The organism is Allomesorhizobium camelthorni (genome assembly GCF_011045125.1).
GTDB classification, from domain to species: Bacteria; Pseudomonadota; Alphaproteobacteria; order Rhizobiales; family Rhizobiaceae; genus Allomesorhizobium; species Allomesorhizobium camelthorni.
In genome coordinates this window covers 86,439-108,756 of sequence record NZ_JAAKZF010000016.1, presented here as the reverse complement: position 1 = coordinate 108,756, position 22,318 = coordinate 86,439, and the positions used below count along the sequence as shown (strand labels likewise).

At 61.8% G+C, this 22,318-nt stretch carries 24 protein-coding genes; 6 read left to right on the top strand and 18 right to left on the bottom strand.

What is annotated here, in order from left to right:
- From G6N73_RS14340 to G6N73_RS14295, 10 genes are all read right to left on the bottom strand, one after another.
- Nucleotides 1–231, bottom strand: a 231-nt coding sequence (locus G6N73_RS14340; RefSeq protein WP_206078851.1) for an aquaporin, incomplete at its 3' end; no start/stop codon positions are given.
- Between the two features lie 71 nt (nucleotides 232–302).
- Nucleotides 303–1,346 carry an NAD(P)-dependent alcohol dehydrogenase gene (locus G6N73_RS14335; protein WP_165028647.1) on the bottom strand — a complete coding sequence of 348 codons (1,044 nt, stop codon included), beginning with the start codon at nucleotides 1,344–1,346 and terminating at the stop codon, nucleotides 303–305.
- A 45-nt stretch (nucleotides 1,347–1,391) separates the two neighbouring features.
- Complete coding sequence (groEL, locus tag G6N73_RS14330) at nucleotides 1,392–3,023, bottom strand: molecular chaperone GroEL (protein ID WP_165028645.1); 1,632 nt, start codon at nucleotides 3,021–3,023, stop codon at nucleotides 1,392–1,394.
- 76 nt (nucleotides 3,024–3,099) lie between these two features.
- The gene (locus G6N73_RS14325) at nucleotides 3,100–3,897 is read right to left on the bottom strand and encodes an iron-sulfur cluster assembly protein (protein WP_165028643.1); all 798 of its coding nucleotides are present in this window, start codon (nucleotides 3,895–3,897) and stop codon (nucleotides 3,100–3,102) included.
- A gap of 5 nt (nucleotides 3,898–3,902) precedes the next feature.
- Nucleotides 3,903–4,925: an amidohydrolase family protein gene (locus G6N73_RS14320; protein ID WP_165028641.1), complete on the bottom strand. Its 1,023-nt coding sequence runs from the start codon at nucleotides 4,923–4,925 to the stop codon at nucleotides 3,903–3,905.
- Between the two features lie 76 nt (nucleotides 4,926–5,001).
- Nucleotides 5,002–5,370 (bottom strand): MmoB/DmpM family protein, encoded by a 369-nt coding sequence (locus G6N73_RS14315; RefSeq protein WP_165028638.1) that lies wholly within the window; start codon nucleotides 5,368–5,370, stop codon nucleotides 5,002–5,004.
- A gap of 17 nt (nucleotides 5,371–5,387) precedes the next feature.
- Nucleotides 5,388–6,446, bottom strand: a complete 1,059-nt coding sequence (locus tag G6N73_RS14310; RefSeq protein WP_165028636.1) for an aromatic/alkene monooxygenase hydroxylase subunit beta — start codon at nucleotides 6,444–6,446, stop codon at nucleotides 5,388–5,390.
- Nucleotides 6,447–6,500: 54 nt separating this feature from the next.
- Entirely contained in the window at nucleotides 6,501–7,559 is a 1,059-nt protein-coding gene (locus tag G6N73_RS14305; protein ID WP_165028634.1) for an NADH:ubiquinone reductase (Na(+)-transporting) subunit F, read from the bottom strand.
- Nucleotides 7,559–7,750, bottom strand: a complete 192-nt coding sequence (locus G6N73_RS14300; RefSeq protein WP_165028632.1) for a hypothetical protein — start codon at nucleotides 7,748–7,750, stop codon at nucleotides 7,559–7,561. The genes G6N73_RS14305 and G6N73_RS14300 overlap by 1 nt, the downstream gene beginning before the upstream one ends.
- Nucleotides 7,751–7,800: 50 nt before the next feature.
- Nucleotides 7,801–9,474, bottom strand: coding sequence for an aromatic/alkene/methane monooxygenase hydroxylase/oxygenase subunit alpha (locus tag G6N73_RS14295; protein ID WP_206078850.1), 1,674 nt, complete (start codon nucleotides 9,472–9,474; stop codon nucleotides 7,801–7,803).
- Between the two features lie 567 nt (nucleotides 9,475–10,041).
- Between G6N73_RS14295 and G6N73_RS14290 the strand changes: the two genes are divergently transcribed.
- The 6 genes from G6N73_RS14290 to G6N73_RS14265 all read left to right on the top strand — a co-directional run bounded on the left by G6N73_RS14290 (nucleotide 10,042) and on the right by G6N73_RS14265 (nucleotide 14,689).
- Nucleotides 10,042–10,518, top strand: coding sequence for a hypothetical protein (locus G6N73_RS14290; protein ID WP_165028628.1), 477 nt, complete (start codon nucleotides 10,042–10,044; stop codon nucleotides 10,516–10,518).
- 12 nt (nucleotides 10,519–10,530) lie between these two features.
- Nucleotides 10,531–10,845: a hypothetical protein gene (locus G6N73_RS14285; RefSeq protein WP_165028626.1), complete on the top strand. Its 315-nt coding sequence runs from the start codon at nucleotides 10,531–10,533 to the stop codon at nucleotides 10,843–10,845.
- Between the two features lie 15 nt (nucleotides 10,846–10,860).
- The gene (locus G6N73_RS14280; RefSeq protein WP_165028623.1) at nucleotides 10,861–11,985 is read left to right on the top strand and encodes a WD40 repeat domain-containing protein; all 1,125 of its coding nucleotides are present in this window, start codon (nucleotides 10,861–10,863) and stop codon (nucleotides 11,983–11,985) included.
- A 32-nt stretch (nucleotides 11,986–12,017) separates the two neighbouring features.
- A complete protein-coding gene (locus G6N73_RS14275) occupies nucleotides 12,018–12,203 on the top strand; it encodes a hypothetical protein (RefSeq protein ID WP_165028621.1) in 186 nt (61 codons plus the stop codon).
- A 265-nt stretch (nucleotides 12,204–12,468) separates the two neighbouring features.
- Nucleotides 12,469–13,128 carry a hypothetical protein gene (locus G6N73_RS14270; RefSeq protein WP_165028619.1) on the top strand — a complete coding sequence of 220 codons (660 nt, stop codon included), beginning with the start codon at nucleotides 12,469–12,471 and terminating at the stop codon, nucleotides 13,126–13,128.
- Nucleotides 13,129–13,372: 244 nt separating this feature from the next.
- Nucleotides 13,373–14,689, top strand: coding sequence for a tyrosine-type recombinase/integrase (locus G6N73_RS14265; RefSeq protein WP_165028616.1), 1,317 nt, complete (start codon nucleotides 13,373–13,375; stop codon nucleotides 14,687–14,689).
- A 149-nt stretch (nucleotides 14,690–14,838) separates the two neighbouring features.
- Here the strand turns inward: G6N73_RS14265 and purU are convergent, their stop codons facing one another.
- The 8 genes from purU to G6N73_RS14225 all read right to left on the bottom strand — a co-directional run bounded on the left by purU (nucleotide 14,839) and on the right by G6N73_RS14225 (nucleotide 22,315).
- Nucleotides 14,839–15,729: a formyltetrahydrofolate deformylase gene (gene purU, locus G6N73_RS14260; protein ID WP_165028614.1), complete on the bottom strand. Its 891-nt coding sequence runs from the start codon at nucleotides 15,727–15,729 to the stop codon at nucleotides 14,839–14,841.
- Nucleotides 15,726–16,526: a 3-methyl-2-oxobutanoate hydroxymethyltransferase gene (locus G6N73_RS14255; RefSeq protein ID WP_165028612.1), complete on the bottom strand. Its 801-nt coding sequence runs from the start codon at nucleotides 16,524–16,526 to the stop codon at nucleotides 15,726–15,728. Before G6N73_RS14255 ends, purU begins: the two co-directional genes overlap by 4 nt.
- Nucleotides 16,527–16,538: 12 nt before the next feature.
- Nucleotides 16,539–17,771 (bottom strand): NAD(P)/FAD-dependent oxidoreductase, encoded by a 1,233-nt coding sequence (locus tag G6N73_RS14250; protein ID WP_165028610.1) that lies wholly within the window; start codon nucleotides 17,769–17,771, stop codon nucleotides 16,539–16,541.
- Nucleotides 17,764–18,090, bottom strand: coding sequence for a MocE family 2Fe-2S type ferredoxin (locus G6N73_RS14245; RefSeq protein ID WP_165028608.1), 327 nt, complete (start codon nucleotides 18,088–18,090; stop codon nucleotides 17,764–17,766). The genes G6N73_RS14250 and G6N73_RS14245 overlap by 8 nt, the downstream gene beginning before the upstream one ends.
- A gap of 65 nt (nucleotides 18,091–18,155) precedes the next feature.
- Nucleotides 18,156–19,250, bottom strand: a complete 1,095-nt coding sequence (locus G6N73_RS14240) for a fatty acid desaturase family protein (RefSeq protein WP_206078849.1) — start codon at nucleotides 19,248–19,250, stop codon at nucleotides 18,156–18,158.
- Between the two features lie 94 nt (nucleotides 19,251–19,344).
- Nucleotides 19,345–20,532 (bottom strand): aldose 1-epimerase family protein, encoded by a 1,188-nt coding sequence (locus G6N73_RS14235; RefSeq protein ID WP_165028606.1) that lies wholly within the window; start codon nucleotides 20,530–20,532, stop codon nucleotides 19,345–19,347.
- Entirely contained in the window at nucleotides 20,532–21,314 is a 783-nt protein-coding gene (locus G6N73_RS14230; RefSeq protein ID WP_165028604.1) for an ATP-binding cassette domain-containing protein, read from the bottom strand. Before G6N73_RS14230 ends, G6N73_RS14235 begins: the two co-directional genes overlap by 1 nt.
- Nucleotides 21,311–22,315, bottom strand: a complete 1,005-nt coding sequence (locus G6N73_RS14225) for an ABC transporter permease (protein WP_246252047.1) — start codon at nucleotides 22,313–22,315, stop codon at nucleotides 21,311–21,313. The genes G6N73_RS14230 and G6N73_RS14225 overlap by 4 nt, the downstream gene beginning before the upstream one ends.
- Between the last annotated feature and the right edge of the window lie 3 nt (nucleotides 22,316–22,318).

The following is a 22,318-nucleotide window of genomic DNA, read 5'->3' as shown; positions in this document are numbered from 1 at the left end:
GATCAGGTCATTCGACTTCATCCGGCCTGAGACGAAGAAGCCGAGGCTGACTGCCGGGTTAAGATGTGCGCCCGAAATCGGTCCGATCGAATAGGCCATCGCGACCACTGACAGGCCGAACGCCATGGCAACGCCCAGCAGCCCGACCTCAGAGCGCATGAACAGAACCGTCGCGCAGCCGAAGAAGACCAGCGCGAAGGATCCGATAAATTCACATATGTATTTGTTCATTTTTTCCTCTCCTTGCAGATGATGACAGAACCGGAAACGCTTCGTTCAGAGCGGATCCAGGCCCGAACTTTTCAGGGAACGATGACGCCGCGGCCGGTGAACCGCCGGTTCTTGAAGTCGTCGAGCGCGGTGTTGATGCTGGCAAGGTTGTATTCGGTGTAGTGCATCTTCACCTTACCGTCGGCGTTCAGCTCCATCAGTTCGACAAGCTCGGTGAAATTGCCGACCAGGCTGCCGCCAATGTTGATCTCCTCGATGACCAGATGCGCGGTCGGCACATTGACCGTGCCGCCATAGCCGACCATGAACAGTTGTCCGCCCTTGCGCACCATCTTCCAGCAGATGTTTTCGACGCCGAGTTCGCCAACGAAGTCGATGACCACATGCGCGCCGCCACCGGTGATCGCCTTGACCTCCTCGACCACGTTAGGCCCTCCGTCGAGCACGAAGTCGGCGCCGAGATCCTTGGCCAGCAATTGTGCCGCGGGCTCACGGTCGACGGCGATGATGCGGGCGCCGGAGATCGCGTGCAGCGATTGCAGTGCGATGTGGCCGAGCCCACCGATGCCTAGCAACACACAGTAGCTTCCGGGCCTCAGCAGTTTTGCGGCGCGCTTGGCGGCGCGGTAGGCGGTGATGCCGGCGTCGGCGAGTGGCGCCACTTCGATCGGCGTGACATTGGCGTTCAGCTTGATCAGCGAGCGCTCGCTGGTGATGAAATATTCGGCGAAACCGCCATTCATGCCAAGACCAGGGAACTGTCCGTTGTCGCAGTACATGTCCTCGCCATGCCGGCAGTTGAGGCAGATGCCGCACGACCGGAACGGGTGACAGATGACGGCGTCGCCGCGCTTCACTGATTTCACGCCGCTGCCGACTTCTTCCACCCAGCCGGCATTCTCGTGGCCCATAATGTAAGGCAGCAGCGTGCCTTCGGGATCCATGGTCGGCTTCCACACACCCTCGATGATGTGCAGGTCGGTGCGGCAGAGGCCGGCGGCGCCTACCCGCACAATCACCTCGTCGGGGGCGGTGATCGTCGGCGCGGCGACCTCCTCGATCTTGAGTTGGACGTTCATGCGCGGGTCGTATTCGTAGAGTCTGGCAGCTTTCATCGTCGTTTCCTTTCAACGTCGAAAATCGTTCCGTTGGAGTTGCCGCTAGGCGCGGCCAAGCTTTTCGGCGCCGCCGCCCAGCGCCGGGCCGGCCGTCGGATCTTCGTCCTCGGCGAGATGGCCGATCAGCGTTTCGGTGGTCAGGATCAGCGTCGCGACTGAAGCCGCGTTGGCGAGCGCAGTGTAGGTGACGCGGACGGGATCGATGACGCCTGCCTCGAACATGTTCTGGTATGCGCCAGAGGCCGCGTTGTAGCCGTAGCCGCCATTGACGCGCGTCACCTCGGCCACGACGGCTTCCGGATCGGCGCCGGCATTGGCCGCGATGCGCCAAAGCGGCCGCGACAGCACCGATTTCACCAGCCGCACGCCTTCGGCGACGTCGCCGTCCACTGTCGCCAGCAGCTTGTCGAGATGCGGCGATATCTGCGCGAGTGCGGCGCCGCCGCCGGCCACCACGCCCTCCTCGGAAGCGGCGCGCACAGCATTCAGCGAATCCTCGATCAGCTGGATGGTCCGCTTCTGCTCGACCGGCGTGACGCCGCCAGCGTAGATCACTGCCGCGCCGCCTGAGAGTTTCGCCAGCCGCTCGCGCAGCTTGTCCTGCTCGATGTTAGGTGGTGCAGCTTCGTACTGGCGCTGGACCTGGGCGCGTCTTGCCGCAATCGCGCTATAGTCGCCGCTGCCACGGATGACCGTGGTGTGGGATGCGCTGGTCTTCACGCGTTCGGCGTTACCGAGGTCTTCCGCGGTTATGTCCTCCAGCCGCCCGCCGAGGTCGCGGGCGATCATTTTGCCGCCAGTGAGGATCGCCAGATCCTCCATCATCGCCTTGCGCCAGTGGCCATATTCCGGCGGATGCACGACGAGGTATTTTCCGGGACCCTGCTTGCCGAGCAGGGTGACGACCACTTCCGGCGACACCTCTTCGGCGACAATCAGCAGCGGCCGGTCGGCCTTCTCGGCGATGGCGCGCGCCGCTTCGAGCGCCGATGGCTCCTTGATCTTGAGGTCAGTCAAGAGGATGTATGGCCGCACAAGCACCGCCTCCATCTTCTCCTGGTCGGTCACCATGTGGTGCGAGAGATAGCCTCGGTCGAAGGACATGCCCTCGACCACGTCGAGGGTGGTCTCGGTCGTCACGCCATGCTCGGTCGTGATGATGCCTTCCGCCCCTACCCGATCGAAAGCCTCGGCCACGAGCCCACCGAGCTTCGAGTTAGTTGCCGCGATGTTGGCCACCGAAGCGAGGACGCCGTTGCCTTTGGCGGGCTTGGCCGAAGCCTTAAGCGCCGCAACCACCGCCGCTACGGCAAGCTCAACGCCCTTGCAGAGGTCGACGGATTTGGTGCCGCGATCATTGGCCGCGACGCCGCCTTGGATGAGCGCATTGGCTAGCACGATGGCCGTCGTCGTGCCGTCACCTGCAACCTCGTTGGTCTGCATCGACACTTCCCGGACGACCTGCGCGCCCATGTTCTCGAAGCGATCGTGCAGCTCGATCTCGGAGGCGATGCTGACGCCGTCGCGGGTCACCATCGGCGTGCCGATCGGCCGGTCGATCATGGCATTCATGCCCTTTGGGCCGAGCGTCGGCTCGACCGCGGCTGCCAGGCGAAAGACGCCACGGGCAAGCGCACGGCGGGCCTCGGAATTGTGAAGCAATATTTTGGGCATGATTCCTCCTTCCGCCTTACGGGCGGGTTGTTGGTTCGGGGCCTCGTGCTTGGAGGCCGTTTGTTTCAGATCTACTTCAGATTCTAGTAGCGGCAGGAACCGGCACCCGGTCCATGATGAAATCGACGAGCGTGGGTTCTCCGTCGACAACGCCCAGTTCCTTGTATCGCGTATGCTTCAGCCCCCGGCACAAGGCGCCGTTGAACTCCATGTTGATTCGCACCGCGCGCAGGTCGGCGAGGTAAGCGCCAAGGGTCAGCGTCGGGATAGGCGCGCCCTCGCAGGTCAAGAAGACCGGATCGACCTGACGCCGCCCGGGAAAGCGCTCGACATAGGCCGCGCGGTATCTCGGCTTCTGCTTCGCCGCCTCCCCGGGTTCGAACCGGGCGGCGTCGAGGGCGGTGAGATCCATGCCGAGGATTTCCCGGTCGGTCAGGCCGTGTTGTCTCAGGCCGACAAGGACAGCTTCCTGACGGCGCTTGAAGGCCTTCACCCCGAACGTTTCGCGCAGAGTTTCGAGATCGAGATCCTCTGCAAGCTCGCCAAAGATTTCACCGAACGCCTTGCCGGCCGCGATGCCGCGGTTAACCTCTTCCGCGAACATGTGGTCGTGCAGTTTCACCCGATAAGCAGGCGACCAGGAGAGCTGATCGAGTGCCTTGCGGACGCCGTCCAGCATCAGGAAGGCAAAGTTTGGCGAGCACCAGTAAGTTGGCAGGCGGAAATCCACTTCCACGCTACCGTCGCCCACCACTTCGGCCCGCTCGACGAAGCCCATCTCAGTGATGGGCTCGTCGAGTTCCGGATCGTTGACTTCGCCGAGCCGCCGCCACAGTTCGATCACGCGGCTGGTAAATGCGCTGGCCGGTTGCATGGCGCCTACTCCGCAGCGATGCTGAAAGGGGAGTTGGCGAATTCCGCCTTCCTGGCTGCGATGTCGATGTCGTAGAGGCGGGCAGCGTTGAGGCCGAGAATCTTTTCCTTGATCTCGTCAGTCAATTGCACGCCGCGTTCAGCCGCGATGTCCTCTGGGATCCGGTAGGCCCAGAGCTTCTCGACCAACCAGCGAGGCGTCCAGATCGCGTAGTCCGAGCCGAACAGGATCTTCTCGGGGCCTATCCAGAACAGCAGCTCGGCGATGACCTCGCCGAAATAGCGCGGACGCGAATGGATAAAGGGCAGCGCCACCGCGAGCCCGGCATAGACGTTGGTCTCCTGCGTCGCGATCCAGCAGAAATCGTCCAGGCGCGGCAGGCCGCAGTGCTCCACGATCCAGTTGAGGCCCTGGAAATCGGTGGCGGCATGATCCACGTCATGCACGTCGAACGCATCCTTGTTGAGCGGGATGATGGTTGGACCCTTGTGGACGTGGATGTTCCGGATGCCGAGCTTGTCGCAGAGCTCGAAGCATTTGTAGGCGTCGGGGTCGTTCAGACGCCAGCCTTTCGACGCACCGTTCCACTCGGCGGTGTACATCTTCACGCCCTTAATGTCGTAGGTCTCCTTCATGAAGTGGATATATTCGAGCGCCTTCTCGCCATCGCGCGGATCGAACGATCCGTTCACGATGAACCGGCCGGGATATTTCTTGGCGATCTCCGACGTGCGTTTGATGCAGCCAAAGCCAGTCTTGTAGAAATCGCTCAGCGACGTGGTTTGGAAGATGGCTATGTCATCCGGCCCCTCGATGAACAGGTCATTGCAGAGATTCTCGGCTGAGTATTTCTCGAACTTGCTCTTCTCCCAAAGCTGCTCCTTGGGGCTGAGGCCAGTATGATACGCGTAGAAGCAGTCGATGAACTGCTTGCCGTGAATATTCTTCTGGTTCTCCGGGCTGCCGTCCCAGAAATGGGTGTGGCCGTCGACCACGAAGATGTCCTTGCCTTCCGGTGTTCTGTACATTGTTGCCTCCGCAGCAATCGCGTTGATCGGGCCGGCGCGCCGTGATTGAGCGGCGCGCCGAATTCCAGGCGTTTCCTCAGATGAACTCGAAAACCTCGTCCATATCGCCGAACAGGATCACTTCGTTGTCGTCGATGCGGACCATGCGGCCATAGTGGGTCGACGTGTTGACCTCGAATATCTCCGCGGTCATCTCCCTGCCGAGATACTCGCTGATCTCGTCCATCTTGAAGATCAGCTTGCCGTTTCCGTCGATACGGATCATGGCCGGCTGGTAGGTGACGGTGACGCCAGGCTTCTTGCCCATGAACTCGGCGATGGCACGCGCCTCGACCGAGTCGTTCATGGTGACGCCGCACTGGTGCGAAATCGTCTGTTCAAAGGTGATGTCCTTCATCGACTTGAAGATGTTGGACTGCGAGGCGTCGCGTGCTGCGGTTGACATGAGTATTTTCTCCTTATTCAGCGCTTGAGGCCGAGTTCGCCGAGGATCTGTCCAATCCGTTCTTCGGACTGGGCGCGGACATCGGCGAAGGAAATCGGCTTAGAATGCGGCATCGACCAGATCGGCTGGAGGCCGATGGCTGCCTTGTCGGCAAGCGCGCCGTGCTTCTTGACCCAGCCCTGGAAGAGCTTCCTGTTCGCAGCGCCGTGCTTTTCGTCGTTGGCGAGCAGGTAGGTGAGGTCGATCGTGTTCGCGAGATTGCGCTCGTAGTCGGCTTCAGCCGCCGAAATCACCGGAGGGGTGATGAAGTCGTGATTGGCCGCAGCCGCCTGCATGAGGAAGCCGGAGCGGAAGAGCTCGCCGACCAGCGGCTCGAAGATGATGTTGATGGCGAAATACTGCTCGAGATAGTCTGTCGTGCCCATGATGGTCTCGACAGCCTCGCGGGTGCCCTGCCAGACGCCATCCTCGAGCCAGCGCGTCTTGCCGAGCGTGTCGTCCCAGCCGGGAATGTCCATGCCGATCTCGGCGAGGTAGAGGGTGATGTCCTGGGCGAGCCTGAGTTTGTAAGACGAGTTGGTCAGCGTCGCGTTGTTGATCATCTGGGTATAGCCGTAGCGCTGCGCCTGCATCAGCGAGGTGCCGAGGCCGAACTCGGCATGCTTCCATGCGCCGAGATGTGCCTGCAGGAGCTTGATCCAAACCTTGTCGAAGGTTTTCGGCGCGCCGGCGCGGCGGGCGTTAGTGATAACGCTCTGGACCATCGTCTCGATCTTCGACTGGCGCTGGTAGTGCGTGCGCTCCCACTCCTGGTCAGGAGCGCGGAATGCGTGCCAGTTCGAGCTTTGGGCGGCGGTGTTGTCCTTGATGTAGGCGCCCTTGCCGTTCGAGAACGAGATGATCCAGTCCTGAATCAGATAACGCTCTGGATCGGGCTGGACGTCGACCGTGACATCCTCGTAGTGCGTTGCGCGCTGCCCTTTCGGGTCGAAATACCGATACTTCCGGCTGTCCGAATCGGCGAAGATCGCGGCCCCTGCGGCCCCCGATCCGACTGAACTCGACGTTGCTACCATAGTCTTCACTCCCTTGTTGCAGTTGCTCTCTGATGTCGTTGGCTTCGGCCTGCCTCAGTGGGCCGGGGTGGCGCCGGACGATGTGGTGAACCTGTCGAAAAAGATGCGTTCCGTCTCGAAGCCGTTCATGAACAGGATCGGCTGCAGCGCATCGATCATTGGCGGCGGCCCGCAGGCATAGACATCGCCCTGCCCGTCCACCGCCAACTGTTTGAGCTTGGCGTCAACGCTTTGGTGAACGAAGCCGCGCTCGCCGTCCCATGCCTCGCCGTTGACGTGCGAGAGAACAGGTATGAAATTCAGCTCCGGGTGGCGATCGGCGAGCTCGGAGATCCTGTCGAGATAGAACAGGTCGGTCGGCGTCCTCGCGCCGTAGAAGAAGTAGACGTCGCGTTTCTCGCCGCTTTTGAGATGATCGTTGAGGATCGACCAGACGGGCGACATGCCCGAGCCGGCGCCAACCAGGATCAGGGGACCTTGCCGTTCTTCCCGTCGAAAGCAGGTTCCATAAGGTCCGGCGACGGTGACTTCGGCTCCGACTCGGATTCCTCCGCTGTCGAGTTCCCCTGAGAACTTTCCCTCAGGATATTTCTTGATGATGAAGGAGAGTTTTTGGGTTTCGTCCGGCGTATTTGCCATGGAGAACGAGCGCGTAATCGTCTCCCCTTTTTGCGTGGTGACCGTGATGTCGACATATTGCCCAGCCCAGAATTTTATCGGCGAGCCGAGTTCGATTTCGATGCCGCGGATGTCATGGGTAAGATGGTCGAATTTCGAGATCCGGCCTGTGAACGTCTTTACTGCGATCGATTTCGCCAGAACCTCCTCGTCGTAATTGAGGAGCTCAACCTCCATGTCGGAATAGGCGATGGCCCGGCAAAGCAAGATATGGCCAGAGTCCTTCTCCATGTCGTTGAGCGCGAAGGTCGAGTATTTAAGCATGTCGACTTCACCGTCGAGCAGCACGCATTTGCAGGCCGAGCATTGCCCTTCCTTGCAGCCATGCGGCAACGCGATACCTTGGCGAAATGCCGCGTTCAGCACCGTCTCGCCGTTTTCGACCTCGAACTCGACGCCGACCGGCTCCAGGCGCACTGTGTGAGCGTCACTCATTAAACTAGCCTCCCGATAGCGAGTATCTTCACTGTTTCTTTTGGCTTTTGGCCGAGCGAGCCCCTGTAGCCGGCCGTCACCTTCCTCCAGTCGTCTGCGGGCAGATGGGCGCCTGTAACGGTGGAGGCGGTTCCGGCGATTGCGGCCCACGCCGCTATGGCGATGGGCAGGGCGAAACGGGCACGTGTCATATCGACCACCAAGCGGTGGGCGGGCCGGCGGTAACCGGCCCGCCTGACCGTCAATTGAACGGCGTTATGGTGAAGCCAGCGCGGTACTCAGCGAGGTGCTTTTCGCGATCGGCCGGCGACATTGCGCGGAGCGCATTCAACGGGGATCCGAGGGTGTTGCCGCGCACGTCGTCCAGCGTCCACTGCTGATCGGCCTCGAAGCGCAGATGCGGCTGCGGGATCAGCGTCTTGCCGTCGGAACGGACGAAGTTAAGATCCTTGATCGCATCGGCGATATCCCAGCCGTCATAGAGCGTCTCCCATTCCCGCTTGCCGCTGAAGCGGCCCATCGCGGGCGTTGGACGGCCTTGATACTCGTCGGCGAAGGCTTCGACAGCGGTCCAGCGGTCGAGCTCGTGGGCGAAGGTGTGCAGTTGCCCGTCGATCTCATCGACCACCATGTCCTCGCGGATGAGGCAAGGCACAAGGCAAGACCAGCAGCGGTGCGGATAGACGTAGCCGACATCGCTGTTGAACAGCAGCACCTTCTCGCCCTTGTGGCTGAGCTTGGCGTACCATTTCCAGAAGTCGCCGAACTCGGCGTACCAACCAGGATATTTGTGCTCGAACCACTCGAAGTCTTTGTCGGTTTGGGCTTCGATGCGCCAGAAATTGACAGGCCAACCGACGGCGAAGAACTGCCCGACCTTGTGGACGTAGTTCTTCTTCGTGATGCGCTCCCAGGCCGCCTGGACATCGTCGTGATGGATCTTGATGCCGTATTTCTCGAGCGGCAGCATGTAGGTGCGGTAGTAGTCCTCGTAGATCCAGCGGTGCCACATCTCCGCGTAGGATTCCTTGTTCTTGTCGCGGTTGGTTGTGCCGTATTCGATGAACGTGCCGATGGCGGCGTCGACGATGGCATGGTTCTGCCAGAAGGCGTAACGCATGTCGCGCTCGAGCAGCAGGTGGTTCTCAGGCTCCTTCAGCGCAGCCATCAGCAGCGAGTGACCGTTGCCGATGTGCCGGCTTTCATCGGACTGCACCGAAAGGAAGACGGTGGGCAGCGCGTAATCGCCATTGCGAGCCGCTTCCGAAGGCATTGCCACGAACAGCGTATTGGTGAACGCCGTCTCGGCCACGACCGTCAGGTACATGCAGGCTGCCGTCATCGTGTCGCCGGTGATGAAGCCTTCGCCGAACTGGCGGCCTATTGTGGTTGCATAGCACTTGCCGAAAGCTTCTTCGGTGATGTCGAAGCCCGCCGGATCGATGTAGTTCTCCATGTACCACTTCTTCAGATTCATCTGGATGGTGGAATGGCGGAACTCGTCGACCATCTGCATGGTGAAGCCGGTTCTAAGATCCTCGCCCGGCGCCAGCCGCGCCACCATTGCCATAGAGCGGGCTGCCGAGATTTCCGGGAAGGGGATGATGGCCAGGAAAAGCTTCATCCATTCGACCCAGCGCGGCTCGACATTGCGGAACATGTCGCCACGAAGAGCGGCGTCGAGCGCGCCATAGACGCGGTTGTCCTTTTCTTCCTGCATGGGGAAGTAAGAGCGCAGCACCTGCTTCATCGGATCGCGCGGCGCCTTTGAGATCTTGTAGTCGGTCGGAAACGTCATCGCTTCCTGGACGTAGGTCGGGTTCCAACCGAGGTCGGAAATTTTCTTCGTCGCCTCGCCCACGGAAATGCCGCGTTGCGAGGTAATCTTGTTGAGCGTCAAAGACGACATCGTCATAAGCCTCCACCAGGTTTGAGCCGCGGATCCCTTGATCCGGGCGTGAGACGGCACACAGCGCCGCCAGTGAGAGTGCGAACGGCACGACAAAGGGTTGCGCAGTCAGGCGCGACTCGTGGTCCAGCCGTTCAAGTGGATCGCGGCAAAGGTTTCTGAGGCGTCTGACAGGGACCGCGGCGCCAACCGCATTTGCGATAGGCGTATCGAAGCGGACGTGACCTGATCCCTGCTTCCTCCGTTCCTTCGTTCTTTTGGCACCGCATCACAACGCGATGGGCTTCTTATGGAAATGGAGAAAGCAAGCGCCGTGCCAGTTGTGAAACAAGCCCAACGGCTGGCCATTCAAAACAACTCGCGGCTGTTTCGGTAATGAGTATGCCATCAACTGTAACGTTCTTTTACAGTTGTAATTTACGCCTGTAATGTTTTGCTTCTATTCGCAACTTCGTTGTAGTTACTTCGCAGGTGCAGCATACACGAAATTAATTTTTCATCTATTCAGTTGCTCTTGCTCCGCTACTATTTGGGGGCAATCGTCCCTTGGGTGGCCAACAGCAGAGAGAGACCATGCCGAACGACAAAGACAGCCTGGGGCCGACACCGACAATGTCCAGTCCGCCCGACGGCATCGCCGGCGATCTTGTCAGGCTGATCCCCAGCGACCTGATCTTTGTCATGCGCTTCGTGGGCGAGAGCCAGTACCGCCTGCAGAGCCATTTCCAGGACTTCGTCCGAGCCGAACTTGCCGCTCAAGGCGTCACCACCGAAACACATCCGATGATCCATCTGTTCATCGAGAACCATGCGATCCTGCTCCGAGACTTCGTGTTTTGCGGCGTTTCGCTGTCGCGCCAGTTCCGCGTCGACGAGATCGAGCGCCTTACTGGCGACACGACTTCGATGATCCGCGTCGACATCTGGGACCAGCTCAAGAGCCACATAGAGACGGCTGAGAAGCAGTTCCAATCGCAAGCCAGCGCACTGCCCAATTTGTTGTCGGCTTTCGAAAAGTCCGGTGAACGGATGGCTGGGAGTAAAAAATGACAGGAGGGTCCGATGAAGGATCAAGCTGCCGCGCGTGACGCGCTGCTCAGCCATCGGCTGGCACTTGTCGCCAATATCTCCGCTCTCACTGCCGAGGCGCTGCGGCTCACTCAGAAGCGCACCGGTATCGAGATGGATGTGCTGCGCCTGGAACTCGAAATCACCAGGAGCGGCGGCAGCGCGCAACTGGTGCAGGATTTGCATGAAGCGGAAGAGAGCGTTGCGGCGATCGAGCAAGAGCGTGCGGAATGCGAGGAACGCATCATCGCCGTCGAGGGTCAAGTCGAGGACGTCGACCGTGCGCTCGCCGCAACGGACGGAAACTGACAAAGGGAATGACCCATGAACCAGCAGGCGATGCAGAACCTGACCTTGTTCGATTTGTTGGCGCGAAGCTGGCATCGCCCATCGGCGATCACCGACGCCCACTTCAGCGCCGACGGCACGACGATCGCCTTCCCATCGGCGGACGGCACGGTCGCGATCGCCGCGGTCGCCGACAGCGAGCCGCCGAATATGCGCATCAGAGTGAGTGGCGATCTCGGCCAGACGACCATCCGCCCGCGCGAGAAGCCACCGGTGCCGTTGATCACGACCCCGCAGCTTGCGGCGGGACCGATTCCCGTCACCGCGTTCGGCCAGTCGGATTTCCTCCTCGGCGGCGGCGCCGGCGATGTCCTTCTCCTACGGGCGGACGGCAGCCTGGGCGAGCCGGTGCTCAAGCTCGAAACCGCCATCGTGGCCATCGACCACTCGGTGGCAAATGGGGTGACGGTGGCAACCGACGGCAATAAAATCCTGCTTGTGCGGCAAGGCAGCCAGTTCGCGCTCGCCCATGGCGCGACTTCGCCCGTCAGCACTGTCGCGCTGTCGCCAGGCGGCGATCACCTCGCCTTTTCCGCGGGCGACCGCCTCTGCGTCTGGGTAAGCGGGGACGAAACCATGCTGCTTGACGACTTCGCCTGTGCGGGGCAGCCGGTGTCGATCCGATGGAACGGCCAGTCACTGCTGGCCTGCGCGCTCGGGGCGGACGGCTTCAGTCTGATCGACTGCGCGAGCAGACGAACCGACGCCGTGGCCGGTTTTCCGGCTCCCGTTCGCAGCGTCTGCTGGAGCGGACCTGCCAATGCGCTAGTCGCATCTGGTGCTTTTCGCATTGCAGCGTGGGTTATGGACACGCCACTTCTCGCGGGAAAGTTGTCTTGCGGAGCACTAGAGACGGGGCGCGCCCGCCTGTTTCCAGTCGAAGCGTTAGCGGCGCACCCGTCCAAGGGGCTCGTGGCAGCTGGATTCGCCAACGGCCAGATCGTCGTCGCCCAGATTGGCATGCGAGACGAACTGATTGTCAGGCCGGCCGGCGGCCCGGTGACGACGCTCGCCTGGTCGCCGGACGGGAGCCACCTAGCCGCAGGCGACGCCGATGGCGTCGCGGCCATCGTCACCATTGCCGCGCAGATGTTCAAATAGACGACGCATGTTCAACCCGTCAGGAGGAAGCAATGACCGAACCTACATCTGAAGAGCAAAGCAAGGACGAGTTTTTCGCGCGGCTTGGCAGCCTGGCCGAAGAAATGGTCGCCAGGCACGGGAAGGATTTTTCCATGGGTGCGCTGGTGCTCGCCGCACGCTGGATCGCTGAAAATCGGATCGGCCATACGGCCCTGGGCGCAGCGAAGGCGAATTGACCGACTCCTCTTTGGGGCGGCAATCGAGCCGCCTTCGCCCGGCGTAGTCGCGTCCACTTTCAGGGCGCACGCCGCTAACAGATCTGCGATCGGCGGTAGCTGACCTCCGCCTCGCCCCCCGCTCTAGCGGGAAGTGTGCGCATTTTCGGATTCGCGTCCTTCAATCACAAGCCGGCCTCAGCCCCCCCTTCCCGACACGTCTGATCCGGCATCGGCAAGGTCATGATCCTTGAACCGGGCGAAGCTCGGAGCTCGAGCAGCACGCATGAGACGGCTCAGTTTCTCTATCTCACTGCACGGCTGCGTCAATAAACCGCTGAAAAGCTTGCATATTTTGTGCAGTCCATCACGAGGCGAACACAGTTTGGGGATTGCCGTGGATCAGTTGCGAACAGACGGCCCGGCTGATGATCACATTCCTGCGGGTGCAGTGCGCGACCAGTTCGTCCTGATCGATGTTCCCGTCAAGATTGACCCAAAGAAAGAGCACATCGTCCCGGGCTCCGTGATCGCGCCGATCGCTACTTATGCCGGCCGTGGAAGGCCCCAGGCCTTCGACAGCGCCTCACAAAACGAAATTCCTTCAGATGCAGCTAAAGCTGAACCACTCCAGCAGTTGTGTAACAGACTGAGTAACAAAGAGCGCGAAAAGTTTAATGTTTTCAGTTCGATCGTCGTGAAATCGAAAGACGCTCTCTCCGCCATTTCAGAGGGCAAACGGCCCCGGGTCAAGCTTGCAACGCCGAAGTTCGAGAGCAAAGACGGGCTTCCCCTCGAGGGGATCAGCGTAGCGGACGTCGGCAACCATCTGCCCACCTCTGTCGCCGCGCTTCTGGGACCAAGCTGGGCGCAGCGACCTCCACGACACACAAATGCCGCCAGACGCCCGTCTTCGTACGACTTCAGCGCATGGGACCTTTTCTGACTAACATTAATCAGGTTCAAGCTTCTCCAACCGGGCGATTGGGAGACGAAGCCTTGAACATCCCGGAGCAATTCGACGACGATACACCGCTTCGCCTGGAGACGGCGGCGAAGTTAGCGTTTCCGGACGGTTCCATGGGCGCGGCCGGCCTGCGCAAAGAACGAAATGCCGGCCGCCTCGAGACAGAGTTGATTGCCGGCAAGGAATACGTCACTTTGGCGGCGATCGCCAAAATGAGGGAACTATGCCGCGGACGTCGAAAGGGGCCCGCCTCGTCTGGCGGGACGAGAGCCGAAAGACAGACGGAACACTCCGCAATAAAGCGGGATGGTTTATTCGTGACGGATCAACCTTCATTAGCGCTGGCAGCGGCGAGAAAGGCCGCCCAAGACCTGAAAACGAAAAAGCACTCGCTGACTACATCGCCTCAAAATACCACCCTCCACAAGATCGCGGACGCGATCGCGACAACGTCTCGATCGCCGATGCCATCAATCTCTACCTGCGAGACATTGCCCCAAAGCACGCCGCCCCCCAAGCGACCGCTACGAGGCTAGAGTTCATTTTGGACTTCTTCGGCAAGAAAAAGCTGGGCGATATAAATGGCAGGCTCTGCCGTGCCTATGTCGCCTCGCGTCCGACCGAAGCGTCTGCCCGCCGCCAACTCGAGGATCTGCGCGCGGCTATCAATTACTACCACAAAGAAGGTTATGTCACGAGCGTGCCGAAGATCGTCCTTCCTGAAAAGCCCGGCGCTCGCGAGCGCTGGCTGACTAGGAGCGAGGCGGCCAGGCTCATCTGGACCGCTTGGCGGATGAAGCAAAGTTGGAAGGGGCGACCGAGCGACCGTCGGACCGGTCGCCATTTAGCCCGGTTCATCCTCGTTGCGCTCTATACGGGTACGCGCTCCGGCGCGGTCTGCGGTGCAGCGATCCGGCCGACACCTGGCAGAGGCTTCGTTGACCTTGAGCGTGGGGTTTTTTACCGGCGGGCACCAGGCACAAAAGAGACGAAGAAGCGGCAGCCGCCTGTTCGCCTCCCATCTCGACTGCTCGTCCACCTGCGCCGATGGGCAGCCACAGATCTTGACATCAAGACCAAGGCCCGCGGCAGGGGCAAGAATATTGGCCGCAAGATTTCGCACGACTATGTAGTCGAATGGAACGGAAAGTCTGTCACCTCTGTCAAAAAAGCTTTCCGCGCCGCATGCGAGGCTGCTGGCCTCGGGTGGTACGAGGGCGAAGGACAGGAGAGGAAATTCAGGACGGACATCACTCCGCACACCTTGCGGCACACAGCTGCAACTTGGCTGATGCAGGCTGGTGCCGATCCGTGGAAAGCGGCCGGATTTCTCGGCATGACCGTGGACGTACTTCTCTCGACATACGGCCATCACCATCCGGATTATCAGGCGGACGCAGCGGAGAAGATGACGTCCAAGCGGGTGTCAAACGGCATCGTCCGCCTAGGCGAGAAACAGACAGTGAACAGAGTGATTGCACCCCACAGTTACCCCACAGAAATAGTGGAAACAAACGTGAACATCGGTCGACCAGCGTGACGAAAAACCCTGCAAATCTGCGGTTTTCTCCGCCTACCCCGTCGTTCGGGACGACGGGGTCGCAGGTTCAAATCCTGCCACTCCGACCAGAAAATTCAATGGCTTGGCGAGCAAATCGCCGACAAGCCAGCAATCGTTTCAACTGCCCCTCAAAAAACGATCGTCTTGTGGCCGTTGAGCATGACGCGGCCTTCGAGATGCAGCTTTACGGCGCGCGCTAGTACCCGGCTCTCGATGTCGCGCCCGACGGCCACGAAATCGTCAGCGCTCTGGGCGTGCGAGACACGCTCCGTCTCCTGTTCGATGATCGGTCCCTCATCCAGGTCGCCGGTCACGTAATGCGCCGTTGCCCCGATCAGTTTGACGCCCCGCTCGAACGCCTGATGGTAGGGCTTGGCGCCCTTGAAGCTCGGCAGGAAGGAGTGGTGGATGTTGATCGCCCTGCCTGAGAGGCGGGCGGACAAATCGCTGGAGAAGACTTGCATATAGCGAGCGAGAACGACGAGTTCCGCGCCGGTCTCCTCCACCAGCCGTATGAGCTTCTGCTCCTGCTCGGTCTTGTTGGCCGCGGTCACCGGCCAATGGTGAAACGGCAGCCCCTCCAACTCGGCGGTGCGCCGCCCACTCTCATGGTTGGAGACGATGGCGACCACCTCCGCGTTCAACCAGCCGACGCGGATCTGGTAAAGAAGATGCAGCAAGGCGTGGTCGAACTTCGACACCATCACGACGATTTTCGGACGCCTGAACTGGTCCGCTATCGCCGCCGTCATGCCGAACTGCCCGATCGGAACCGCGAGCGCTCGCTCAAGGCTGGCGGGTGTTGCATCGGCCGGCCCGGCAAAGGCGATCCGCATGAAGAAGCGGTTCGTCTGGCGATCCCAGAACTGGCTGCTCTCGGTGATATTGGCCCCAAGCCGGGCCAGTTCCGTAGTCACCGCGGCCACAATGCCGGGGCGATCATCGCAGGAAAGGGTAATCACATGGGCAGGAGCGCCAGCGACAACCGACTCGGCTGGCGGCGAGTTTGGGGCATTCATCGCTTCTCGACCCTGTCCATGAAAGCGCGCAATTGGGCGAGGTCCATGTGTACGACATGGCGATCTTCCGGAAAAGCCTTGCGCTCGACATCGGCCACGAATTCCCGGAACGCCGCGACGCGCTCCGCCTGCAGCCTGTCGAACTCGACTGCGAAGTTGCGATAGACCTTGGAGTGGCGCGGCATGTGCCCGCGGTTCTGGCCGAGCACGTCCTCGGCGAAGAGATACTGCGCGTCGCAGCCCGTGCCTGCCCCCATGGAGATCATGAACAGCGAGGTCCGCTCGGAGATGGCGGCGGCGACTTCCACGGGCACCACCTCGATCTCCGCTCCGAAGGCGCCCGCCGCCTCCAGATGCCTGACCGCGGCCAGGATTTCGAGCGCGCTTTCGGCGGTCTTGCCGACCGCTTTCCAGCCGCCGGTCCAGGTCCGGCGCGACGGTATCAGGCCGACATGGCCGATCACCGGGATTGCTTCGTCCGCCATCCGCTTGATCGTTGCATAGCTCGCGCTGCAATAGACTGCGTCGGCGCTCGCCTTATACATTTTGAACGCCCAGCGCAGGAAATCGTCAGCAGTGCCGATTTCGTAGAAATTGTCGCCGGGCATCGAGAAGAGGCTCGGAGCGGCATCGCGGTACCGGGGGTCGAGCAGGAGGTCGGGCGGGATCGAAACGATATCGATTCCCGCCCGCTCGGCGGCCTCGGCTTCCTCAAGCGTCATGACGCGCAGCATGGTGAGCTGGCGCTTGCCCTTCATTGCGCGCAGGTCGGCGATGGTCGGTCTGGTGCGGCTCATATTCGTTCCCCTTTACGCGGCAAGCAGTGTTTTCAGCTTGGTCTCGGCGGCCGCTAGCTTGTCGCGCGGCGGCCTCGCCTTCTTGGCGACGAGCATTTCGGCCAGCCGTATGTCGCGGGCGACCGTATTCCCCTGCCCGATGCCGCTTGCTGCGACGAGCCTGCCGTCGGCTGCAAGGTGGAACAGGATGAACGCGCCCTCTCCGATCTCCCGGCGGACGGTTTCGGCGCCCTCGTCGACGAGCCCGGCGATCTGAAGCGACAGATCGAACTGATCCGACCAGAACCACGGGATCGCCGCGAAGTTCTCCTGCCTGCCCAGCATGTTGCGGGCGGCCAGATTCCCCTGGTCCTGGGCGTTGCGCCAGGCTTCGAGACGGACCCGCCTGCCGGCATAGACGCCAAGTGGAAAGGAACAGCAGTCGCCCGCAGCGAAGATATGCGGATCGGACGTCGCCATGCGCTCGTCGACGCGGACGCCGTTCTCGACCGCCAGCCCGGCCCGTTCGGCGAGATCGGTGTTCGGGATCGCGCCGATGCCGACGATGCAGGCGTCGGCATCAATCGAAGCGCCGTCGGCCAGTGCGATAGAGACGCCGTCATCAAGGTCATCGATGGCGGTGACGACCGTACCGCATCGTATGTCGACGCCGCTTTTCGCGTGGGCCTCATGCAGCACCGCCGCGATCTCCGCCGGCACGGCGCGCGTGAGGAGACGCTTCTCGACCTCGATAACCGAGACCGCGCAGCCCCGCATTCGCGCCGCCGCAGCGAGTTCCAGGCCGATGAAGCCTCCGCCGATCACCGCGACGCGGGCGCCGGGCCGCAAATGGGCGCGGATGGTTTCGGCATCGTCGTGGGTCCGGAGATAGACGCATCGGCGGGAGTTTTCCGCCATCGCCAGCCTGCGCGGACGAGCGCCCGTCGCCAGCAGCAGCCTGTCATATGAAAGGGAAGCACCGCCTTCCAGCTTCACCTCACGGGCCGCGCGATCGATGGAGATTGCCGCGGCGGAGAGAATGAGCCGTATGCCCGCTTCCTCAAAGCGCACGGCGTCCGCAATGGTTTTCATGCCGGCGCCGGCCAAACCCATGGCGTCCTTGGACAGAGGCGGGCGTTCGTAAGGCAGATGGCGCTCGGCGCCGATCAGGCTGACGGGTCCCGCATAGCCCTCTTCGCGCAGCGCGAAGGCCGCCCGCGTGCCGGCTTCACCGGCGCCGACGATGACCATGCCCGCCTCAGCCATCGACGCCGCCGATCTCGATCATGACCTTTCCGGCCACCACCTTCACCGGATAGGTCTGGAGATTGACGCAGGCCGGCGCGCCCCTGGCGGCCCCGGTCTTGTAGTTGAAGCGGCCATTGTGCTTCGGGCATTCGATGATGTCGTCCATCACCAGCCCGTCCGCCAGATGCACCTTCTCGTGCGTGCAAAGGCCGTCGGTCGCAAAGAACTCGTCATCGGGCGAGCGGTAGATGGCAAACGTCCGGCCGCCGTGGTCGAAGCGGATCACATCCTCCTCGTCCACATCGTCCACGGCACACGCCACGATCCATTCTGGCATAGTCTCATTCCATCGGTCTCGGGAGACGCCTCATGGTCGGGCGTCGGGATTGTTGGTCAGGAGGACTACTCGGCGGCGGCCGATACCGTCAGTTCATGGAATTCGCCGCGATAGGGCCGCGCCGTCGGCGGCAGGTCGCGCTTGAGGAAGTAGTCCTCGTATTTCAGTTGCTTGAGAAGCACCGGCCAGACTTCGCGATAGGCGTGCCATATCGAGGGATTTGCCTCGGGCAGGTCGTGCTTGATCAATTCGTGCAGCCGCGGCAGCGCATGATAGGGGACCATCGGGAACATGTGGTGCTCCACATGGTAGTTCATGTTCCAGTAGATGAACCGGCTGATCGGATTCATATAGACGGTGCGCGTGTTCAGCCGGTGGTCGACGACATTGTCGGCCAGGCCGATATGCTGAAGCAGGCCCGTCATGACCATGTGCCAGGTGCCGTAGAGGCGCGGCAGGCCAACCAGCATCAGCGGCAGCCACGACCGAATGGCAATGGCAAGCGCCACCGTCGCAACATAGATCGCCACGTGCCAGCGGGCAGCGACGATTGCCTTTGGCCACTCCATCTCCGGAATGTAGCTCTTCTCATCGGCCGAAAGATTGCCGAATGCGTTGCGGAAGAGCGTCGGCAGCGAATAACGGAAATCCAGGAGGCCGGTGAACGTCAGCGCCGCTTTCAGGAGGTCCGGCGGCCGCATGACGGCGATCTCGGCGTCGCGGCCGACGATGATCGTATCGGTGTGGTGTCGCGCGTGGCTCCAGCGCCACGTCACCGGATTGCGCATCAGCATGAAGGAGGCGATCTGATAGACGACATCGTTCATCCAGCGCGTGCGGAACGCGGTGCCGTGACCGCATTCATGCCAGCGCGAGTCGCTCGCCGAGGCATAGAAGACGCCGTAAACAAAGAAAAACGGCACGCACCACCATGTGCCCCAGAAGGTGATCGCGCCGGCCGCCGAGACGAGAAGGACGCCGAGCCAGACGATCGTGTCGCGGATGGCGGGTCCGTCCGAACGCTGCATCAGTTCCTTCATCACCTTTCGCGCCACCTCGGTGTGATACCACTCGGCCGAGGCAAGACCGGTTTCGATCGCCCTGCGCGTGCTTTCGCCGACGAGGCTGTAGTCGCGCTTCTTCTTTTCCACGATTGTCATCGTCTTCTCCAAGATCCGCCTTCTGTCCTGTCCTTGTCGATCCTCCTCCCGCGTCTCTCCCGAATGCCGGCTCTCCTACCGATCTCTTCTTGCCTCATGACCGCGATCCTTCGGCAAGTTTGGGGAACCTGCCCGACGGCGCCGGAAAATCCTCCTGCGGCTGTTTGGCGATCGAGGCGATCCGGCGTTCGGCCTCATCGATCTCGGCCTGCCCGTCGAGAACCTTGAAAGTCGCCTCGTAGGACCGGGACTCGTCGTGTTCGAGCCAGATCATCTCGCCGCGTTCGCGCGCGGCAGTGTTGCCGAGCGCATGATGCGTCGCCGGCTCGATCCCCATGGCGTAGTGGCCGGCCTGGAAATTCTGCCACTGGTACATGCAGGGAAGCTGGTTCTTCCGGGTCACGATCTCGAAGCCGAGGCCGATCCGGTCGTTGACCACCCCGACGGGCACGTTGCCACCGGCGTCCGATCCGAGTTCGTGCTGCCAGACCTGTTCGCGAAAGTTCGCGCGCGGGGCGGGCAGAGTCCGGTAGCCCACGTCCTGTGCCCGATAGGCCTCGCCGGCATGGGCCGCCCACACCACATCCGTGACCGGCGCCAGATAGCGCGAGCCTTCGTCGACCAGCGGGTGGCTCACATTCACATGATAGAAATACATATGCGGCGTGCGCGCGAAGCCGTGGTTGACGACGCGGTCGGAGATGCGGATCTCGTTGCCGCCGACATCCGCCTCGATCCGGCGATGGAGATGCAGATCCTCGCCGAACACAGCCGATTGCTGGACGACGCCTTCCGCCCAAAGCACGCAGCGGTCGCCGTCCCAGCGCTCGCCATAGCCGGTGAGCCGCGCCGGAATCGTGCTGACCCGCCCGTGAAGCGAATGGCGGACGCTCTTCCGGCCGGGATAATTGTAATTGTCAGCGGGCACTTCCTCGGGGACGAGGATGTGGTCCAGGCCGCATGTCAGGAGCAGGCCTGAAAACGACCGTGCCCAGGAGAAGCCGCCCTCGCCTTCGTACTCGTGCAGCGCCGGGTGGCGGAACCCGCTCGGCGAATGCCAGCCGATCGCCTGGCCCTTGTAGTCGCAGTCGGCGATGTCGAGCGCCCGGTCGACCAGCGCGGTGAACCGAAGTCCGCTGCCGGTCCGGAACTCAAGCATGCGGATACCGCGCTCGACCCCGTCGCCGAGCGTCATCAGGCGCACGCCGGCAAATTGCGACAGCATTCCGGATCGTTCCGAAACCTGCCTGCGCGTCAGCGTCTGTCCGTAGAGCCGAACCATCAGTGCGCCTTCGCTTCCTTGACGAGTGTCGATACGTCGACGCCCATGATGAGGCTCTCGACCGTCAAGAGGTCGGTGTCCTCGACGGCGCGCTCCGCGACGATCTCGCCGCGGCGCATGACGACGATGCGGTCAGCCACCTGGAAGACGTGATGGATGTTGTGCGTGATGAAGAGCACCGTATGGCCGGCGTCGCGCACCTCCTTGACGAACCGCAACACGCCGTGGGTCTCCTCGACGCCGAGATTGTTGGTCGGCTCGTCGAGGATGATCACCTTGGCGGCGAATTGCATCGCGCGCGAAATCGCGATCGACTGCCGCTCGCCGCCGGAGAGCGTGTCGACCGGCGCATCGGCGTCGAGCTTCTTGGAGATGCCGACCCGCCGCAGCAGCGCCGATGCGGCACGCCGCAATTCCGGGAAATCGAGCGGCGCGAAAACGCCAAGGAACGGCAGTTTCACCGGCTCCCGGCCAAGAAACAGGTTGCGTGCGATCGAAAGGTCGGGCGCAAGCGACGTGTCCTGGTGGATCGTCTCGATGCCGAGATCGATCGCGTCGCGCGCCGAGCGGATCGACGCCTTTTCTCCTCGGACATAGATGTCGCCGCCATCGACCGTATGCACGCCGGAGATCGCCTTGATCAGCGTCGACTTGCCGGCGCCGTTGTCGCCCAAAAGCGCAACGACTTCCCCTTCGCGAAGGGTCAGCGACGCGCTTCGCAGGGCGTTGACGCTGCCGAATGATTTGCGCACGCGCTCCAGGCGCAGGACTTCAGCCGTCATCGCCGTATGCTCCGTCTCTGGATCATCGCGTGCAGGATCAGCATCACGAGGATGATCGCGCCGACGAAGATGTTGAAGGCGAGGCCCGGCACGCCGATCAGCACGATCCCGTTGCGGATCGCGCGCAACATGAAGGCACCGACGACCGTGCCCAGAACTGTGCCGCGCCCGCCGGTAAGCGCGGTGCCGCCGACGACCACCATGGCGATCACTTCGAGCTCGTAGCCCGTGCCGGCAACGGGCGACGCGGCGGAAATCCGGAAGGCGCTGATCATGCCGGCGAGACCTGAAAGCACCGAAGCCGTGATGAACAGCCAGATCTTGACGGCGTCGGCCGGCACGCCGCGCGCTACCGCCGCGCTGCGGTTCGAACCGATGGCGCTGATCCAGTTGCCGACCTTGGACCAGTTCAGGGTGTAGGCGCAGACGAGCGTCAGCCCGATGAACCAGAACAGCGAAATGTAGAGCCGGAACGGGCCGAGATCGAAACTGCCCGCGAGAAGCGTGACGAAGAACCCCGGCTGGTCCCAGGATTTGAGCGGAAAACCCTGCGTGATGTAGAGCGCCACCCCACGCACGATCAGAAGCATCGACAGCGTCACGAGGAAGGACGAGATGCCGATCTTGGTGACGATGATCCCGTTGATCGCGCCGATGGCGATGCAGACCACGAGGCCGACGAGCAAGGCAAGGCCGATGTCCACGCCGGCTGTCTGGGCAAGCAGCATGACAAGCACCGGACCGAGCGCGAAGACAGCGCCGACGGAGAGGTCGAACTCGCCGGCCGTGAGCAGGAGCGTCATGGCGAGCGCCATGATCCCCAGCTCCGGCAGGAACGCCATCATGTTGGATATATTGAGCGGCGACAGGAAGTTGGGATTGGCGATCGAAAATCCCGCCAGCACGATGGCGAGGATAATCAGCGAGGCGACCTGCGGCGTCGCCATCAGGCGACGCCACCTGTCTCCCCACCCTTCCATTCTTTCCGTTACCGCCGCCATGAC

What these genes read in the sequence shown, in the direction of transcription:
- G6N73_RS14255 (WP_165028612.1), bottom strand. Translation starts at nt 16,526, where the DNA reads ATGAGCCGCACCAGACCGACCATCGCCGACCTGCGCGCAATGAAGGGC.
- G6N73_RS14225 (WP_246252047.1), bottom strand. Translation starts at nt 22,315, where the DNA reads ATGGCGGCGGTAACGGAAAGAATGGAAGGGTGGGGAGACAGGTGGCGT.
- G6N73_RS14300 (WP_165028632.1), bottom strand. Translation starts at nt 7,750, where the DNA reads ATGACACGTGCCCGTTTCGCCCTGCCCATCGCCATAGCGGCGTGGGCC.
- G6N73_RS14290 (WP_165028628.1), top strand. Translation starts at nt 10,042, where the DNA reads ATGCCGAACGACAAAGACAGCCTGGGGCCGACACCGACAATGTCCAGT.
- groEL (WP_165028645.1), bottom strand. Translation starts at nt 3,023, where the DNA reads ATGCCCAAAATATTGCTTCACAATTCCGAGGCCCGCCGTGCGCTTGCC.
- G6N73_RS14250 (WP_165028610.1), bottom strand. Translation starts at nt 17,771, where the DNA reads ATGGCTGAGGCGGGCATGGTCATCGTCGGCGCCGGTGAAGCCGGCACG.
- G6N73_RS14265 (WP_165028616.1), top strand. Translation starts at nt 13,373, where the DNA reads ATGCCGCGGACGTCGAAAGGGGCCCGCCTCGTCTGGCGGGACGAGAGC.
- G6N73_RS14295 (WP_206078850.1), bottom strand. Translation starts at nt 9,474, where the DNA reads ATGACGATGTCGTCTTTGACGCTCAACAAGATTACCTCGCAACGCGGC.
- G6N73_RS14280 (WP_165028623.1), top strand. Translation starts at nt 10,861, where the DNA reads ATGAACCAGCAGGCGATGCAGAACCTGACCTTGTTCGATTTGTTGGCG.
- G6N73_RS14275 (WP_165028621.1), top strand. Translation starts at nt 12,018, where the DNA reads ATGACCGAACCTACATCTGAAGAGCAAAGCAAGGACGAGTTTTTCGCG.
- G6N73_RS14285 (WP_165028626.1), top strand. Translation starts at nt 10,531, where the DNA reads ATGAAGGATCAAGCTGCCGCGCGTGACGCGCTGCTCAGCCATCGGCTG.
- G6N73_RS14240 (WP_206078849.1), bottom strand. Translation starts at nt 19,250, where the DNA reads ATGACAATCGTGGAAAAGAAGAAGCGCGACTACAGCCTCGTCGGCGAA.
- G6N73_RS14315 (WP_165028638.1), bottom strand. Translation starts at nt 5,370, where the DNA reads ATGTCAACCGCAGCACGCGACGCCTCGCAGTCCAACATCTTCAAGTCG.
- G6N73_RS14335 (WP_165028647.1), bottom strand. Translation starts at nt 1,346, where the DNA reads ATGAAAGCTGCCAGACTCTACGAATACGACCCGCGCATGAACGTCCAA.
- G6N73_RS14230 (WP_165028604.1), bottom strand. Translation starts at nt 21,314, where the DNA reads ATGACGGCTGAAGTCCTGCGCCTGGAGCGCGTGCGCAAATCATTCGGC.
- G6N73_RS14270 (WP_165028619.1), top strand. Translation starts at nt 12,469, where the DNA reads ATGAGACGGCTCAGTTTCTCTATCTCACTGCACGGCTGCGTCAATAAA.
- G6N73_RS14305 (WP_165028634.1), bottom strand. Translation starts at nt 7,559, where the DNA reads ATGAGTGACGCTCACACAGTGCGCCTGGAGCCGGTCGGCGTCGAGTTC.
- G6N73_RS14325 (WP_165028643.1), bottom strand. Translation starts at nt 3,897, where the DNA reads ATGCAACCGGCCAGCGCATTTACCAGCCGCGTGATCGAACTGTGGCGG.
- purU (WP_165028614.1), bottom strand. Translation starts at nt 15,729, where the DNA reads ATGAATGCCCCAAACTCGCCGCCAGCCGAGTCGGTTGTCGCTGGCGCT.
- G6N73_RS14245 (WP_165028608.1), bottom strand. Translation starts at nt 18,090, where the DNA reads ATGCCAGAATGGATCGTGGCGTGTGCCGTGGACGATGTGGACGAGGAG.
- G6N73_RS14310 (WP_165028636.1), bottom strand. Translation starts at nt 6,446, where the DNA reads ATGGTAGCAACGTCGAGTTCAGTCGGATCGGGGGCCGCAGGGGCCGCG.
- G6N73_RS14320 (WP_165028641.1), bottom strand. Translation starts at nt 4,925, where the DNA reads ATGTACAGAACACCGGAAGGCAAGGACATCTTCGTGGTCGACGGCCAC.
- G6N73_RS14235 (WP_165028606.1), bottom strand. Translation starts at nt 20,532, where the DNA reads ATGGTTCGGCTCTACGGACAGACGCTGACGCGCAGGCAGGTTTCGGAA.